Consider the following 15,534-nt stretch of genomic DNA (forward strand, 5'->3'; position numbering starts at 1 on the left):
CCGCCCGCCATCGAGCAGAGTTTTACACCTAATTGGGGATAAAACAGCTTATGGCAGGCGGAGGTATCGCTCTGGTTGGTGCAACGCTGATTCCGCTGCTTTCCGGCCTGTTCGGTTAAGGGCTGACTTATGGGCAGTCTGTTTGAATGGATAACAGACTGGATTAAAGAGGGACTGATCGATGCGATCACCGGACAGTACACCAGTATTTTCAACTCCGTCAACAACCAGGTTGCGGATGTGGCAAATCAGGTAGGACAGACCCCGCAGGGCTGGAATGGCGGCGTGTTTTCCATGATCCAGAATCTTTCGGAAACCGTCGTCATTCCCATTGCGGGCATGATCCTTACCTTTGTTCTGGTGTATGAACTGATCCAGATGATTCTCGAAAAGAACAACATGCACGAATTCGATACATTCAACATCTTCAAGTGGATTTTCAAGACTTTTGTTGCCACTTACCTGCTCACCAACTGTTTTACGATTGTGATGGCGGTCTTTGATGTGGCCCAAAATGTGGTGTCGCAAAGTGCCGGTGTCATAAACGGGAACCTGGATGTGCAGGCGGCGTTATCTGACCTGGAAACCCAGCTTGAAGCAATGGGAATGTGGGAACTGATTGGACTGTGGCTGGAAACCAACATCATCAATCTGTGTATGTGGGTACTGTCCATCGTGATCTTTGTCATTGTATATGGCCGTATGATCGAGATTTATTTAACCGTGAGTCTTGCACCGATCCCGTTTTCCACAATGGCAAACCGGGAATGGGGACAAATGGGAACCGGGTATCTGCGTTCCCTTTTTGCCCTAGGCTTTCAGGGTTTTTTGATCCTGATCTGTGTCGCCATTTATGCAGTGCTGGTCCAGTCTATCCCATCGTCCGGCGACGTGCACGGTGCGATCTGGGGAACGGCGGGTTATACGGTACTGCTGGCTTTTGCCCTGTTTAAGACAGGTTCGTTATCCAAATCCATATTTAATGCAAGATAGCATGAACAAAACCAATTCTAAAAAGGAGGATTTCATATATGAGTAAAACCAATACAGAAAAAATGGCATCGGAGACACAGACGCCGGAAATGGCAAACGGCATGAAGCTGGATGTCCGCGTGCGTCCGATCGCTCCAATGGGAAACCTGCTGGCGTTTGCCAATGTTACGATTGGCGGATGCTTTAAGATCGACGGCTTCCGTATCTGTTCCAGTGAAAAGGGGCTGTATGTCAATATGCCCGCAACCCAGGATAAGGGCGGCAACTGGAAAGATGTCTGCTGGCCGGTTACGGCAGAGTTCCGCAAGCAGCTCAACGATGCTCTCATTGATGGGTACGGCCAGGCTATTGAAAATTTGCAGGCAACTCTTGAAGCGACAAAGGGAGCAGCGGAAAAACCTTCCCTGACCGGTGCATTGAAAGAAAATGCCGGTAAGGTCAAAGAACAGCCGGCCAAACCGGCCACATCTAAGAATGAGCAGGCTCGCTAATGCCGGAAACGAAACAGTACGGCATTATCTATGCCGATCCGCCCTGGCATTATGACAGGAAACATGGAAGCGGCGTTGCGGAAAACCATTACCCCACAATGAGCATTGAAGAAATCTGTGCCCTGCCGGTATCGGAACTTGCCGCAAAAGACAGTGCCCTTTTTCTGTGGGCGACCTTCCCGCAGCTCAATGAAGCCTTCCGGGTGATCGATGCCTGGGGATTCAAATATAAAACGCTGGCTTTTCTATGGCTCAAACAGAACCGGAAAGCGGATAGCTGGTTTTATGGCATGGGCTTTTGGACCCGCTCAAACGCGGAGGTCTGCCTGCTGGCAACCAGAGGCCGTCCGAAACGCCAGTGTGCGGGAATCCATCAGTTTGTGATCTCCCATATTGAGCAGCACAGCAAGAAACCGGACGAGGTGCGGGATAAGATCGTAAAACTCATGGGCGATCAGCCCAGAGTGGAAGTGCAGCCACTTCTTTTGCCCGCTCCTGCTTCTTATAATCCAGTACGGATAAATGCTTATTGTGTGTATCTTTCTTTTTCCAGTCAATTCCGTACCGGCTCATAATAAGAGCAATATCCTCTTTCTCTGCCTCCGCCCACTGCCTCCATTCGGTATTGCCTTTTCCTTCACTTACAAATCCTCTGGTAGCAAGTGCCGCCTTAAGACTTGTCTTTGTCTCCAATCCTCTCTTGCAACCGGATACCCAAGGGATAAAATTCAGATGCAAATGTGGTGTTTCCTCATCCAGATGAATATAAGCACCAATCACATAAAGCTGTGGATTGCGAAGTTGAAACTTTTTCACATAATCCTTTAGCACCCATGTTGCAACCTCTGCAGAAGAACTACCTACTCCGGTATCATCCCTATTGCCTATCTGAACGATAACCTCATAAAATAATTTTTCCTGCTTGCTTCGGGAAATCTTATCATAATAACTTTTAATCTGCCTGTCCTTGCGTTTCTGTTTTGCATTGTATTCCTTAAGTGCCTTGTCAAACAATTTATGATAAGCCTGCTTAATATCCTCATGGATAAGAGTGATGTTATTCTTGGTACGGCTGGCATCTACATTGTCAGCTATAAATCTCCTAGTGTTGTGCCCGATGGAACCTTCTCCATTCATGAAACTGATTGTTCTTTCCATTGTCAAAATCCTCCTCTTTTGGTATGTATATAGGCACCACCTTCTTATCCGTAATGAGTGCCGGATACGGCACGAAACAGCAGATTTCCTTGGGAAGGTTTTGTTACTTTTGTCAAAAGTAACGCAAAAGCACTTTTGACAGCTTCGCCATCAAAAATGCAGACCCGCAAGCGGGTTTTGCGCTCCTCGCCGGAGTGGCTGTACGGCTCTGCGAGCCAGATAAAGCTCCCCTGTGGGAGCTTATGAGCCGCAGATATGCGGCATATCCTTTACCATACACAGCCCCTTTAATACCCGTGCCGGTTCCTAATGAAAACAGTTCACCACATCATGCAGAACTACCTCCTCTGCTATCATTCTTGCTTGTGTTCGTAGCCGGTACATTTCCACAAAAGAATTTGCTTGCTTGGATTTATGTTCGCTCAGCCATTCCTTTTCAATTTCCTCTAGCAGCTCATAGGCAACCTCATTTACCTCTGCTGCCTTATCATGTAATTCGTCAAACCGCACCAGACTTTTGTATCGCTGTGGATACTCCGTCCGTATGTAATCAATCCACATGTGACCATATTTCCCAACATCTGTGCTTTTCTCCTCGCAACATAATGCAATCAACGGATAAAAGATGCCGTCCTTTTCTATGTATTTCACGCCTAATTTTTCAAATAATGTTTCTTCGCTCATAGCCGCCACTTCCTTTATATAAAATATCTGTTATTCCTCATTTGGTACTGTAAGGTGTTTCATATCCGCCAATGTTCTCGGTTGTTCCTTGAAGCCTTCCAATATTTCCAGCATGGAACGGATGGGAGTAAGCAACTCCCCATCCATATCCGATGCCTTTTCTATCCTCTCAAGCTCATGCTCAATCCTTTGCAGGTTCTGCCGGAATTGTACCAACATCAACAGATTGCCTGTGGCAACCACCTTTTGATGAAGAACACTCTGGATAATATAATCCTGCTTGGTACGAAATCCACTGAGCTTCACTCTGTTATTCAGTTCTTCATTTTCCTCCGGCGACATACGAAATGCGATTGTCACATTACGCCATCTGTTTTTATCATCTCTATTCTTTTCTGACATTGACCAACGCCTCCCTTTCTGTTTCCAGTTGTGCTGCCATATCCGTCTGCACCGTTGGAAATAAATGTGCATAATGATATGTGATATCAACCGCCTCATGCCCGACTCTTTCCCCTATTGCCAATGCTGAAAATCCCAAGTTAATCAACAGAGAAATATGAGAATGTCGTAATCCATGAATTCGGATTTTCTTCACTCCTGCAAGCTTTGCACCCCTATCCATTTCATGATGCAGATAACTTTTTGAAATGGTGAAAATTCTGTCATCATCCCTTATTCCATAAAGACTGCTTATGAAATCCTCCATCTCAACAGCAAGAAAATCCGGCATAACAATTGTTCTGTTACTCTTTGGTGTTTTCGGGTCTGTAATTACATCTTTGCCTTCCAGTCTCTGATATGACTTGTTTATCCGAAGTGTTTTCTTTTCAAAATTGAAATCACCCGGTGTCAAGGCAAGCAGCTCACCTTCACGAATACCAGTCCAATAAAGTATTTCAAATGCATAATAGGAAATAGGCTTATCTGCCACGCACTCCAAAAATGCCTGAAATCCCTCCTGTGTCCAGAACTCCATTTCCTTATTTTCTTCTTTGCCCATAGTTCCGGCTTTTCGTGCCACATTATCCTTAAGACCATACATATTTACAGCATGATTTAATATGGCACTGAGCTGATTATGAATAGTTTTCAGATAGGTAGGGGAGAATAACTCCCCATTATCCTTTTTCAACTTCATAATCTCATTTTGCCACTGGATGACATCCGAGGTCCTAATATCATCCAGTTTCCGTTTCCCGAAATAAGGCAGAATCTTTGTCTCAATAATGTGCTTCTTTGTCAGGAAAGTATTGCGTTTTATTCTTGGTTCTAAATCCGTCAGATAAATATCCACAAAACTTTTGAAGCTCATACTGATACTCTGATCCTCTTTCAGCTTGAAATTTCTCTCCCATTCAAGGGCTTCGCTCTTCTTGTCAAAGCCCCTCTTGGTTTTCTGTTTCCTTGCTCCGGTCAAATCCTTATAATAGGTTCTCACCTCCCACATTCCAGTCTTATTATTCTTGATAACCGCCATCTATCCCACCTCCTTATCCGTAGATAGCCCGTAGATTCGTTTCATAAAATACTGTGTACTGACACACCCTTTTATTGTCACGAATCCATCAGCCTCAAGTTCCGCATTCAGCCGTCGTATCAGTTTATAGGAATACGATAGTGAAACTCCCAGCATTTCCATTACATCCTGCGCTGTTAAAAATCTCTTGTTCTCCATAAGCAAATGCCTCCTCTCTTTTGTTTTAACAGTTCATTTCTGAACGGTTATGATGCGCATTATATTAACAATTCATTTTTGTACTGTCAATACTTTTTTGCAAAAAAACATTTCACTTTTGTACTGTTAATGATATAATGTACGCGAAGGCAAAACTCCATGAGAACGCGCACGCGAACGAGGAAAACCGAAGGTTTTTCGAGTTTTTGCCTTCGCAGAAAACGTATTTAGTATTAATGTACGATGCATGGTTTGTACCCCGTGTCTCCGTGCATGCTACAACACTCATTCCACGAATAAGGAGCAGTTAAAATGGGCGAGAAATTCACCAGCCGGGTAGGCTATTTGATTCGAAATTTCAGAATTGCATCTGACATGACGCAAAAGGAATTAGCAGATAAATGTGGATTAAACGAATCCACTATCAGAAACTATGAACTTGGAAACAGATATCCTGATGAAGCGACTTTATTAAATATTGCCAACAATCTAGGAGTCAGCTTTTATGCATTATCTGACCCTGATGTAGCAAATATATTCAGTGCACTTCACGTGCTGTTTGACATTGAATGGGCATACGGGCTACGACCTACTATGAAAGACGGGGAAGTTTGCTTTAAATTTGAAGAGCGGCTTCCAAGTGCTGGTCCCCGTCCACAGGAAGACCTTGATAACTTTCGAAAGATGGTTGAGTATTGGGCACGTTTACGAGACAAGCTGGAAGATGATAAAATATCAGAAACGGAATATTATCTCAAAGAGATAAAGTACCCAATGAACCCAACAGACCCGAATAAAGAGTACACTGTCTCATTGAATCTTGATGATGACGACCAACTACTGATTCAGAATATGAATGAGGATAACGATGCAGAAGAAACTGCTGAATTGTTAAAAGACCTGTTTCCGGATTTCTCTTATGTGAAGAGGAAAAGGAAACCGAAGAAAGGAGATTAAAATGGAATACACTGTAAAAATTGATAAAGTTGACACACCAAATATGTCATATGATTCTTCTGCCGAATGTTTAGAAATAGCACTTGAGGAATACAGACATGTTACAGAACGTGCAAACAAATACGATAATAAAATCTATATAATGATTACGTTTTGTAGTGTATTTTTTGCTTTCATATTAACTCTGCTAGATAAACTGGTAACACTTTCTTTCCCGCAGACAACAAGATCTGGCATTATATTTGTATTATGTATTGTGCTCTTTATAATAATAAGCTTGTGTTATATTTCTTCTATGCTTATACTTGTTATTGGATTACGACCAATCAAATTACACCGTTTTAATCCAAAATTATTGATAGACTACAGCTTATGGAATAAACCTTCTAGTCAAGCTAACATGCTCGCTGTTAAGCAGTACACAGAATTTGTCTTGAGCAATAATGAAGCACTTGAGAAAGCATATAAAAAAATATACATAGTGACTTTACTTATGAGCATCGTAGTTTCATTCAGTTTTTTAGAATATATTCTATTGATTTTTGCATAGAAAGGAGGCCTACTAATGGACGATATTCAAGATTTTTTAAATACTATTGCTGCTGGTCAAGATACAAAACCTAGCGATGTGGTAGTTCCATCTTCAACACAAAATGACACTTCTCAATATCTTTCACATGGTCAAAGCACCTGGAACTATGAACATCGTGGAGATAATTCTTCCAGCGAATCCAATCAATAATTTCCCAAAATTATTGTCATTTGATTGTCACACCAAAAAACAAGAGCCAAGAAACGCCGTAAATTCGGCATTTCTTGGCTCATTTGTATTATTCAAACTCCAGACAGACAGTACGGAGTATTAACGCATATAGACGATTTTAAAGGCTTTTTAACCAGTTAAGAGCAACATAGCCACATAATCTAAATTTTAAAAATGCAATAAAAATGCAATGAGTGACACGACTACTTGCTATACTTCCATCGGCTTCTTCTTGATACCAACACTATGAAAAGTCCGATTACAATTAAATATACTTTGAAAGGAAGATCACCATGAATTACAAATTAGAACTCAAACAAATCGTGGAATTTCCACGCTGTCGCATTTACCGTGACTTCATACAAACTTTAATCACTACCAAGAGCATCCGAACTACCGGGGGCTCTTTTCTTTTTTATTATCTGGTATTATGCTCCTATGCAAATTACCGCACATCCTACCGCCGGATGGAACACATTACCTATACCATTGGTCCAGGAGAGTGGATCTGCACAGTCACAGATCTTCAGGAATGGTTTCGCTGCCGTTTCCAACATCAAGCGTTGTCCATCCTTCGATTTTTTGAAGAGCAGAATTACATTACCTACTCTCTTCTCGGCAAAAACCGCCTGGTCAAATTCAAAATATCAGACTGGCCCAAAGACAATACCGTATTGGAATACAACTATCCCTGTAAAAAAGATACAGGGTTTTTCTTTTTCCCGATTGCCAAAGTTCACGAACTAATTGGCATTGGAAAATGCTCGGAAATGGATGTTATTCTGGATCTGTGGATTCATGCAGTTTACAACGATTCCTCTGTCCTGGGATCTGATTCCGGTCCCATTGTCTATTACCGGGATAATACCGGAAATCCCCTTACCAGCTTTAATGAACTGGGTGAAAGGTGGAGTCTGTCAAAGGCATCGGTATCACGACTCTTGAAGAAACTGGAGGAAAAAGAATACATTACACTTATCTCATTTACAGGAAAACACGGAAGCGTAATTTATCTCAACAATTACCTGTCCGTGATGTTTAATATCAGCGACGTTATGATTGACAAGGAGGAGATCGCTATGAAGATGCAATTACCAATCCATGTACCTGAAGAAATCACTATTGAGGATTCTGCTTCTGTTAGCGTTTCAGAAACTGTCACAGACTCACAAATCACCGTTACAAAAAATGATTCCTGCGTTCCAGATTCACACATGAAATTTATCGTGCAAAAAGTCGCAGAACTATTGGATTCACAAGGGATTCCATGTTGCCACTGCTCCAAAACCCGCTATATATTATCTCCATTATCAGCCTGCAAAGATATATTTAATACATTTAATATAAATATTATCTGTCCCTACGGAAATGCCGCTTATCGGTTTGAGTTGTCCGTAAGTCCAGGGGATGAGTCTGCCCAAAAGATGCCTGCCGTGGCAGAGCCTTCTGCACTGAAAGGGGGGGAATAGACATGGCAAACCGCAATACACAGGGATTTCCTTCACCCGAAGAAGATCCACGTTTTCACGACACCTATCAGTTTTTACGCAGATACCGGGATGCAACCTACAGCCTGAAGGTAGTCGTACACCAGATGGAGCACCAGTTTAAGCTCCAATACGACAATGACATCGACAAATTTCTGGACTCCATCTATGCTGCCGGGGCTGATCTTACCGGAAGCGACATCGAACAACGGGCAAAAAGTATTGCCAGAAGCAACCAGATGCTGAAGCTTTTGGAATCATCCATCGATCTCCTCCGGAACAATCACAAGCATGGGGAACAGTATTACTGGATTCTCTACTACGCTTTTCTCTCTCCACAGGAAATGAAAAATACAGATGAGATATTGGATAAGCTGGCTCACCACATCACCAATATTTCCTACCGCACCTATTACCGGAAACGCAGGGCTGCGATTGAAGCACTCAGTACCATCCTTTGGGGATTTACTGCAAAAGAGACATTGGATACGCTCAACAAGTTCTTTCCAGAGTAATACATATCGCCTATCTCCTCGGCTTTTCGTAATATCATAAAAATGTTATACTAAAAAATGCAAAATATATATTGACTCTCACGGAACGTCATAGCGTACAGTTATCTTATCAGGAACAGGAGGTCAGCAACTATGAGGACAGTCAAAGAAATATCAGAACTTACAGGTATCAGCGTTCGCACGCTTCACTATTACGATGAAATCGGGCTTTTAAAACCAACACAAAAAAGTGATGCGGGATACCGGCTTTATGACGATAGGGCATTGGAAATATTACAGCAGATTCTGTTTTTCCGTGAGTTTGACATTCCTTTGAAAGAAATCAAAGCTGTTCTGGAGAATCCTGCTCTTGAAAGGAACCAGATCTTGCAAATGCAGAGAAAAATGTTGGTAGCAAAGAAAGAACGTATGGAACATCTGATTGCCAGCATTGATGATATCCTGAAAGGAGAGAATAAAATGGATTTTGCGATTTTTAGTAAAACGGAAGTTGAAGAAATGTTCCAAACTATGTTTGAACATATGCCTGACAATATGAAAGAACTTGCTGTAAAAGAGTTTGGAAGCATTGAAGAATGGAAAAAGCATTATATTAAGACAGTTTCATCAGAAGAAATGCAGAAAGGCTATGCTAAAGTTGTTGAGTGGTATGGAGGAAAAGAGCAATTCCTGTCTGTTGCCAACAATCCTATTAGCAAAGAGGCTGCAGAAAGTTACAACCAACAATTTGACAATCTTTTATACAAATTAGCAGCTAAAAAAGTATGTTCACCAGATTCTTCTGAAGTAAGAGAACTTGTTTCCGAATACGGTTTTCTTATGAAACAACTTTCACAGATAAAGAAAGAACACGGTCTGATGGTTGCACAGGCTCAATATTACCGTAATGAAAAAATCAAACCTATGATAGATGAAAAATACGGCAATGGTACAGCCGAATTCTTCGCACAAGCTTTCGAAGCATTTTATAAAGACAAGTAATCATTAGAACTACACAAAAGCACAACAATACACCATGCAGGGAATCAAAATGGTTTCCTGCTTTTTTTATGCCAACCAGTGAAAATGGCACAGAAATGACCTGCTTCTGCGATTGAAGCGTAAAATTACCCATGCTACAATAGGTATTGCTTATAGTTTTCCTTATTTCCAGCACCCATAGATGGTGCTTTTTTTGTACCTGTAAATTCAATCGCTGACAGCAGGTTCTATGTACTTTGTACGTACACTATACTTACAATACCAAACGTATCCTGTACGTACAGCCATATGTATAAAGTTTCCTATTATATATAGAAGGGAGTCAATCATGAAAACAAGGAACGAAATCTATCAAGGAGAGGGAGCCAAGCTCTTACGGTTCATTACCACTTACCATACTCTGAGGTATGACCAGGTTTTACAACTTTTCTCCCGACATGAGCAGTCTATCAAGTCATTGATTACCAGCCTCATCAAACAAGGGCGCATCATTTACGATAAAGAGCATGACCTTCTTTGTGACAGCCAGCAGTCTGCTGAGAATCCTGACTATGCTATAATTACATGCTTCTGGGTACTGCTGGATTTTAAGAAAGGTGTTGTATACCACACCAGTGGCGAATTTCCAATCAAGCTCAATTTCTTTTCGCAAGATGAACAATACGAAATCATCTATATCGGTGAAGAACAGGAGGCTCTGATCAATCATGTGATGGAAAGTATCCCATCACATGGTTCCAAACGCCTGATTGTCTTAGAATCCGAAAGCCAGGCTGCCAAAATCACCATTGATGATGTAGCCGCTTACTGCCTTGTAAATGAATCCGGTGCTGTCAGTTACTACATGAGAAAGTAGGTTATTATGACGCAAAATACACCAACCATTTACCAGCGGCTTGAAAAACTGGAAGGGGAGCTGCAAAAACTGACGAATACCGTTTACGCTCTGAAGGTCACTGATATCCAGAATTATGATAAAAATTTTGAGGAACTGAGCGTCAGTGCTGCTCTTCGGGCGGAGCGGATTGCCTGCCAGATGCGTAACCTTGTCTGTCCGGCTCTCTCCCCAAATCAAGCAGCTTATCTTTCCAAAGCGGCAGATGCACAGGGAATGCGGATTGCAGAACAGCAGGGGATTCTCACCATTACGCTTCCCGGACTGCTTCCGAAACGAAGAGTCCACACAAACACTGCATTTCTCCATGAACCGCTTAATTATATGCTTCGGGAGTATGTAAAACAAAATGCCCTGCCCCTCTATCGTGACTGCGTGATATGTTTCAGTCAAATATATGACAGGGAACTTCCTCAAAGACGTATCCGGGATTATGACAATCTGGAGTTTAAACAGATTCTGGATACACTTTGTACTTATGTTCTGACAGATGACAGCGGCTTTTTCTGTGATTCCTACTACACGACACAGCTTGGCTTAAAGGACTGTACACTGGTATCGGTTATGGAAAAAGCTGACTTTCCGAAATGGCTGCAGAACCAGAAAAATCATCACGAAAGCATGTCGGAAAATCTCCTGACTTCTCAGGCAGAAATCCGACATCGGTAAGAACCACCGCAGGGAACTTTGTTTTCTTGCTTTTTTTATCTCCAAACCACCGGAGATTTACCCAAGTATAGGCTTGCATGGGTAAGAACTGAATTGAGGTGATGCTTATTTGATAAGACCTGACACTACGAAATACCGCTTACTGGAAATGATAGGGATGTGCGGGGAATTTCCCGCAGACCAGCTAAACAGACTCATCCCAAGTGCCTCCTATGCGGAAAAACTCATTACGGATTTGAAGGCGGAACACCTCATCCGTACCCACTACCGGGATGCTCTCAGAGGCTACCGTCTTACAAAAGCTGCGAAAGAGATGCTGTTATCTGTCTCGCCGCTACGCTTCCAGTGCTATCTGACCGGCAATACCGAGACGAACCTCATCCGAAGTGAAGTATCCCGACGTATCCGCTTACATCAGAAAGCCGAAACGTATCTGACACTCCTTCATGCCGGGATTCCCTTTTATCCGGATGTAAAACCTGACATCTTCTGTAATCACCGCGAAGCTGGTTCCATCGGTATGCGAAGCCTTCCTCTTTTTTACGCTTCCAGAGAAATTAAGGAATTGGGCCCGGAGACCACGAAGATTAGGAACTCCCGCAGCATGGGCATCCTGATGGCACCGCAATGTGTCTATGTCCTTTATAACACGGGAAACGGAGTCCTGAAATGGGAATATCGAACGGAAGTCCGCTTAAACGCCTTCCTGCAGCATTACCTGCAAGGCTACCCTTACAACGGACATCCACAGATCCGGGCAATCATGACCGGAACCGACATGGAAATGGCTTTCCGGCTGTTTACCAGTACCGGAGGCTACAAAAAGAGCCTGTTTATGCTGGACACCTCCTTCGAGCATTTCCATTACCTTCCCAATACTCCGGAAGGGGAAGTGCTTTTAAAACTGCTGGTTCACCCTGAGATCATGGAAAAGCTGGACAACCTCCTGCTGTCCGATCTGGGCTGCCGCAGCGATTCAATTCCACTGGAACATGATGCCACGGATGCTTCCGGGAACCCCATCCTTCTTGCTTATGATTTTGACATGCAGCGAATCAACCGGTTCAATACCGGCTTAAATGTATACGGCAGATCCGGGAACCTGATCTGTTTCGATTTTCAGATTCCGGTCCTGAAAAAATACTTAACTGCCACAATCCATTTCTCCAGTATTGACCTTTGCAAATTCAAAAGGGGGTTTTTACATGAACCGTAAATGGTGGAAGCTCATTTATATGCTTCCGATCACCTTCTGCACCCTCTATGCAGGAGGCTATGTTGCTCAATTTATCCGCAACTATCAGACCTGGGAATCTGCCGGCAATTTTGCCGGAAACGGAACTGCCCCGCAGATCCCCTCCCCGCACCCGCTCGCCTGTCTGGATGCCCTGACTGCTTTCCCGTACAATCTGTATGGGATTTTTCTATGTCTGGCAGCTTTTGGACTCCTGACCTTCCTTCTCATGCGTATGGGATTTGACCGAAACGGGGAAATAACAGACCGGGGCCGGAACCTGAATTATTCCACAAAGGGAACCTATGGGACTTCCGGTTTTATGACTTTGGAGGAAATGCATCAGGTACTGGAGCTTACGAATGATGTCAAGAAACACAAGGGAACCATTCTTGGAAAACTGAACGGAAAAGCCGTTTGTCTCCCGAAGGATACCCGCATGAACCGGAATATTGCCGTTTACGGTGCCAGCGGTTCCATGAAAAGCCGGGCCTTTGCACGCAACATGATCTTCCAGTGTGTTGCCCGCGGGGAAAGCCTCATCATCACCGATCCAAAATCGGAATTGTACGAAAGTACAGCCACTTACCTTGAGAATGCCGGATATATCGTGAAATCCTTTAATCTTGTAAACCCGGAAAACTCGGATAGTTGGAATTGTCTGGGTGAAATTGGCGGACAGGAAACCATGGCACAGGTATTTGCTGATGTCATCATCCAGAATACCGGTTCTGCCAAAGGCGATCACTTCTGGGACAATGCCGAGATGAACTTATTAAAAGCTCTGATTCTCTATGTGGATCAGGGATTCCCACCGGAGGCAAAGAATATCGGACAGGTATACAAACTCCTGACCATGAGTTCGGAAAAAGAACTGAACAGCCTCTTTGACCTGCTTCCGGTCTCCCATCCGGCAAAAGTCCCCTACTGCATCTATAAGCAGGCAAGTGACACGGTACGTTCCGGCGTCATCATCGGACTCGGTTCCAGACTTCAGGTATTCCAGAACAAGCTGATCCGCCAGATCACTTCCTATGATGAGATCAACCTGACGCTGCCGGGAAAAGAAAAATGTGCATACTTCTGCATCACTTCGGATCAAGACAGCACTTTTGATTTTCTTTCTTCCCTGTTTATGACCTTCGTATTTATCAAACTGGTCCGTTATGCAGACACCTATGGGGAAGATGGAAAACTGCCGGTTCCGGTACATATCCTGGCTGATGAGCTGGCGAATACGGGAGCAATCCTATCGCTCAACAAAAAGATTTCCGTGATCCGAAGTCGAAACCTCAGTATTTCCTGCATTTTCCAAAACCTGCCTCAGATGCAGAACCGGTATCCCTTAAACCAATGGCAGGAAATCATCGGGAACTGCGACACTCAGCTATTTTTAGGCTGTACGGATGAGGTAACTGCTACATTTATCTCTAACCGCTCCGGTGATGTGACCGTTGGTGTCAGCAGCGAAGCCAAACAATTAAATAGCTGGAGGGTATCCGATTATACACCGGAATACCGCCAGACCAGATCCATCGGGAAACGAAAGCTCTTAACTCCGGATGAGATCCTGCGGCTCCCGCTGGATACTGCACTGATTATCCTGCGTGGTCAGAAGGTACTGCAGGTAGAAAAATACGATTACACCCTGCACCCGGATGCCCAAAAACTCATTCCCCGGAAGGCTTCCGAACATATTCCGGAATGGAGAAAAGGAGCATGTAGTGAAGAATATACGTACACTCCAACTATTCCTGCTTCCCACCCGAAAAAAACCGCTTCTTATGGAAAGCAGAAAAAGAAAAAAGCTGAACCGCACTTTGACCAGCAAAGCGTTTATCAGGAACCTGGCTATCACGATTTCCCGGATGACTTCTCAGCAGATAACTATTCGGATCACACAGACATGGTTCCTTTAGATAAAGATTCTATCATGTCATAATTTGAAAGGAGACACTATGATGCCAAACGAAACAACCAACACACCTATTTTAACTCTGGATTCCGATGCGAAGCTGGAAACAGCCCAGTCCATTTCAGACCTTACCTGGCATGAGATCCAGAATGCCTACCGTCCCCGCCGGATCTTAACCGGAATGCTTGGCGGTATCGAGAAAACAGAAAACGGCAGCCTCATTGCCGTGGTTTACTACAAGGATTTCCGTACTGTCATCCCAGTAACTGAGATGATGATCCATCTCATGCAGGATGAAGCACACGATTATGGGGAGCTTGCTCTGCGGCAGAACAAAATCCTCAACAATATGCTTGGATGTGAGATTGATTTTCTGATTAAGGGATTAGATCCGAAGACACGCAGCATTGTCGCCAGCCGGAAAGAAGCGATGCTGAAGAAACGCCAGATCTTCTATCTGGATAAAGATGCTTCCGGAATGCCGAAAGTTTATGAAGACCGTATCGTGCAGGCAAGAGTCATTGCTGTTGCGGAAAAGGTAGTCCGGGCAGAAATTTTCGGTGTGGAAACCTCCATTCTTGCCAGAGACCTGTCCTTCGACTGGATGGGTGATGCCAGAGAACGCTTCCAGGTAGGCGATCACATCCTGGTACGCATCCTGGATGTGCGGGCAGACTCACCGGAGCAGGTCATTGTCCACGCAGATGTCAAAAGTGTGGAAGGCAACACCAGCAAGGAAAACATGAAAAAATGTAAGATTCAGGGAAAATACGCCGGAACTGTGGAAGACATCCATAAAGGCACCGTCTTTGTCCGGCTCTCCATCGGTGTCAATGCCATTGCCCACTCCTGCTATGACAGCCGGACAGTCGGGAAAAAGGATCAGGTATCCTTTGTGGTGACGCATATTGATGAAGAGCGTAATGTTGCCCTCGGCATCATCACCCGCATCATCAAGCAGACCATATAAGGCTTCCACCTTATTTTTAAATAGCTTTTTTTCATATACAGCACCAATTAGTCCAGCAAATACTCACGATACAGCTACATAAGGTGACAGAATAAAGTATTTTTCAGACCATTACCTTATTGTACTGAAAACGGTAACGTGTTA

The 15,534-nt window shown here is 43.6% G+C and carries 18 protein-coding genes and 2 pseudogenes; 15 read left to right on the plus strand and 5 right to left on the minus strand.

Features of this window, described 5'->3' with window-relative positions; all coding sequences use genetic code 11:
- Nucleotides 1-35: 35 nt before the first annotated feature.
- From LI164_RS06360 to LI164_RS06375, 4 genes and pseudogenes are all read left to right on the plus strand, one after another.
- Nucleotides 36-119, plus strand: a pseudogene (locus tag LI164_RS06360) (Maff2 family mobile element protein); the annotation flags it as partial.
- Nucleotides 120-129: 10 nt separating this feature from the next.
- Nucleotides 130-993, plus strand: coding sequence for a VirB6/TrbL-like conjugal transfer protein, CD1112 family (locus LI164_RS06365; RefSeq protein WP_005361084.1), 864 nt, complete (start codon nt 130-132; stop codon nt 991-993).
- A 38-nt stretch (nt 994-1,031) separates the two neighbouring features.
- Nucleotides 1,032-1,484, plus strand: a complete 453-nt coding sequence (locus LI164_RS06370) for a SpoVG family protein (RefSeq protein ID WP_227086902.1) — start codon at nt 1,032-1,034, stop codon at nt 1,482-1,484.
- Nucleotides 1,484-2,059, plus strand: coding sequence for an MT-A70 family methyltransferase (locus tag LI164_RS06375; RefSeq protein ID WP_227086903.1), 576 nt, complete (start codon nt 1,484-1,486; stop codon nt 2,057-2,059). Before LI164_RS06370 ends, LI164_RS06375 begins: the two co-directional genes overlap by 1 nt.
- 142 nt (nt 2,060-2,201) lie before the next feature.
- On the opposite strand, the pseudogene LI164_RS06380 reads toward LI164_RS06375, so the two are convergent.
- The 5 genes and pseudogenes from LI164_RS06380 to LI164_RS06400 all read right to left on the minus strand — a co-directional run.
- Nucleotides 2,202-2,642 (minus strand): annotated as a pseudogene (locus tag LI164_RS06380) (plasmid recombination protein); the annotation flags it as partial.
- Between the two features lie 306 nt (nt 2,643-2,948).
- Entirely contained in the window at nt 2,949-3,326 is a 378-nt protein-coding gene (locus LI164_RS06385) for a TnpV protein (RefSeq protein ID WP_117605767.1), read from the minus strand.
- Nucleotides 3,327-3,356: 30 nt separating this feature from the next.
- Nucleotides 3,357-3,728 carry a hypothetical protein gene (locus LI164_RS06390; RefSeq protein WP_117605766.1) on the minus strand — a complete coding sequence of 124 codons (372 nt, stop codon included), beginning with the start codon at nt 3,726-3,728 and terminating at the stop codon, nt 3,357-3,359.
- Nucleotides 3,712-4,806, minus strand: coding sequence for a site-specific integrase (locus LI164_RS06395; RefSeq protein WP_117605765.1), 1,095 nt, complete (start codon nt 4,804-4,806; stop codon nt 3,712-3,714). Before LI164_RS06395 ends, LI164_RS06390 begins: the two co-directional genes overlap by 17 nt.
- Nucleotides 4,807-5,004, minus strand: a complete 198-nt coding sequence (locus tag LI164_RS06400) for a DNA-binding protein (RefSeq protein WP_117605764.1) — start codon at nt 5,002-5,004, stop codon at nt 4,807-4,809.
- 312 nt (nt 5,005-5,316) lie between these two features.
- Here LI164_RS06400 and LI164_RS06405 point away from each other — a divergent pair, with 312 nt between their 5' ends.
- The 11 genes from LI164_RS06405 to LI164_RS06455 all read left to right on the plus strand — a co-directional run bounded on the left by LI164_RS06405 (nt 5,317) and on the right by LI164_RS06455 (nt 15,390).
- The gene (locus LI164_RS06405; protein WP_117605763.1) at nt 5,317-5,961 is read left to right on the plus strand and encodes a helix-turn-helix domain-containing protein; all 645 of its coding nucleotides are present in this window, start codon (nt 5,317-5,319) and stop codon (nt 5,959-5,961) included.
- Nucleotide 5,962: 1 nt separating this feature from the next.
- On the plus strand, nt 5,963-6,511 hold the full coding sequence (locus LI164_RS06410; protein WP_117605762.1) for a hypothetical protein: 549 nt from the start codon (nt 5,963-5,965) through the stop codon (nt 6,509-6,511).
- Between the two features lie 15 nt (nt 6,512-6,526).
- A complete protein-coding gene (locus LI164_RS06415; RefSeq protein WP_173793482.1) occupies nt 6,527-6,703 on the plus strand; it encodes a hypothetical protein in 177 nt (58 codons plus the stop codon).
- Nucleotides 6,704-7,017: 314 nt separating this feature from the next.
- A complete protein-coding gene (locus tag LI164_RS06420; protein WP_227086904.1) occupies nt 7,018-8,193 on the plus strand; it encodes a helix-turn-helix domain-containing protein in 1,176 nt (391 codons plus the stop codon).
- A gap of 2 nt (nt 8,194-8,195) precedes the next feature.
- Entirely contained in the window at nt 8,196-8,726 is a 531-nt protein-coding gene (locus tag LI164_RS06425; RefSeq protein ID WP_005333547.1) for a hypothetical protein, read from the plus strand.
- A 132-nt stretch (nt 8,727-8,858) separates the two neighbouring features.
- A complete protein-coding gene (locus LI164_RS06430) occupies nt 8,859-9,707 on the plus strand; it encodes a MerR family transcriptional regulator (protein WP_005333545.1) in 849 nt (282 codons plus the stop codon).
- Nucleotides 9,708-10,035: 328 nt separating this feature from the next.
- Nucleotides 10,036-10,563, plus strand: a complete 528-nt coding sequence (locus LI164_RS06435) for a DUF5697 family protein (protein WP_005333543.1) — start codon at nt 10,036-10,038, stop codon at nt 10,561-10,563.
- A 6-nt stretch (nt 10,564-10,569) separates the two neighbouring features.
- Entirely contained in the window at nt 10,570-11,271 is a 702-nt protein-coding gene (locus tag LI164_RS06440) for a DUF6100 family protein (RefSeq protein WP_117603938.1), read from the plus strand.
- 157 nt (nt 11,272-11,428) lie between these two features.
- Nucleotides 11,429-12,487 (plus strand): hypothetical protein, encoded by a 1,059-nt coding sequence (locus LI164_RS06445; protein ID WP_226861986.1) that lies wholly within the window; start codon nt 11,429-11,431, stop codon nt 12,485-12,487.
- Nucleotides 12,477-14,447, plus strand: a complete 1,971-nt coding sequence (locus LI164_RS06450; RefSeq protein ID WP_022415647.1) for a VirD4-like conjugal transfer protein, CD1115 family — start codon at nt 12,477-12,479, stop codon at nt 14,445-14,447. The genes LI164_RS06445 and LI164_RS06450 overlap by 11 nt, the downstream gene beginning before the upstream one ends.
- Nucleotides 14,448-14,466: 19 nt before the next feature.
- Nucleotides 14,467-15,390, plus strand: a complete 924-nt coding sequence (locus LI164_RS06455; RefSeq protein WP_227086916.1) for a S1 RNA-binding domain-containing protein — start codon at nt 14,467-14,469, stop codon at nt 15,388-15,390.
- Nucleotides 15,391-15,534: the final 144 nt, after the last annotated feature.

It is taken from the genome of Dorea sp. 210702-DFI.3.125 (assembly GCF_020560945.1).
GTDB lineage: Bacteria > Bacillota > Clostridia > Lachnospirales > Lachnospiraceae > Dorea > Dorea formicigenerans.

Coding starts and splice junctions, on each gene's coding strand:
- LI164_RS06375 (WP_227086903.1), top strand. CDS start 1,484: ATGCCGGAAACGAAACAGTACGGCATTATCTATGCCGATCCGCCCTGG.
- LI164_RS06435 (WP_005333543.1), top strand. CDS start 10,036: ATGAAAACAAGGAACGAAATCTATCAAGGAGAGGGAGCCAAGCTCTTA.
- LI164_RS06440 (WP_117603938.1), top strand. CDS start 10,570: ATGACGCAAAATACACCAACCATTTACCAGCGGCTTGAAAAACTGGAA.
- LI164_RS06425 (WP_005333547.1), top strand. CDS start 8,196: ATGGCAAACCGCAATACACAGGGATTTCCTTCACCCGAAGAAGATCCA.
- LI164_RS06455 (WP_227086916.1), top strand. CDS start 14,467: ATGCCAAACGAAACAACCAACACACCTATTTTAACTCTGGATTCCGAT.
- LI164_RS06390 (WP_117605766.1), bottom strand. CDS start 3,728: ATGTCAGAAAAGAATAGAGATGATAAAAACAGATGGCGTAATGTGACA.
- LI164_RS06370 (WP_227086902.1), top strand. CDS start 1,032: ATGAGTAAAACCAATACAGAAAAAATGGCATCGGAGACACAGACGCCG.
- LI164_RS06405 (WP_117605763.1), top strand. CDS start 5,317: ATGGGCGAGAAATTCACCAGCCGGGTAGGCTATTTGATTCGAAATTTC.
- LI164_RS06410 (WP_117605762.1), top strand. CDS start 5,963: ATGGAATACACTGTAAAAATTGATAAAGTTGACACACCAAATATGTCA.
- LI164_RS06430 (WP_005333545.1), top strand. CDS start 8,859: ATGAGGACAGTCAAAGAAATATCAGAACTTACAGGTATCAGCGTTCGC.
- LI164_RS06400 (WP_117605764.1), bottom strand. CDS start 5,004: ATGGAGAACAAGAGATTTTTAACAGCGCAGGATGTAATGGAAATGCTG.
- LI164_RS06450 (WP_022415647.1), top strand. CDS start 12,477: ATGAACCGTAAATGGTGGAAGCTCATTTATATGCTTCCGATCACCTTC.
- LI164_RS06420 (WP_227086904.1), top strand. CDS start 7,018: ATGAATTACAAATTAGAACTCAAACAAATCGTGGAATTTCCACGCTGT.
- LI164_RS06415 (WP_173793482.1), top strand. CDS start 6,527: ATGGACGATATTCAAGATTTTTTAAATACTATTGCTGCTGGTCAAGAT.
- LI164_RS06385 (WP_117605767.1), bottom strand. CDS start 3,326: ATGAGCGAAGAAACATTATTTGAAAAATTAGGCGTGAAATACATAGAA.
- LI164_RS06395 (WP_117605765.1), bottom strand. CDS start 4,806: ATGGCGGTTATCAAGAATAATAAGACTGGAATGTGGGAGGTGAGAACC.
- LI164_RS06365 (WP_005361084.1), top strand. CDS start 130: ATGGGCAGTCTGTTTGAATGGATAACAGACTGGATTAAAGAGGGACTG.
- LI164_RS06445 (WP_226861986.1), top strand. CDS start 11,429: ATGTGCGGGGAATTTCCCGCAGACCAGCTAAACAGACTCATCCCAAGT.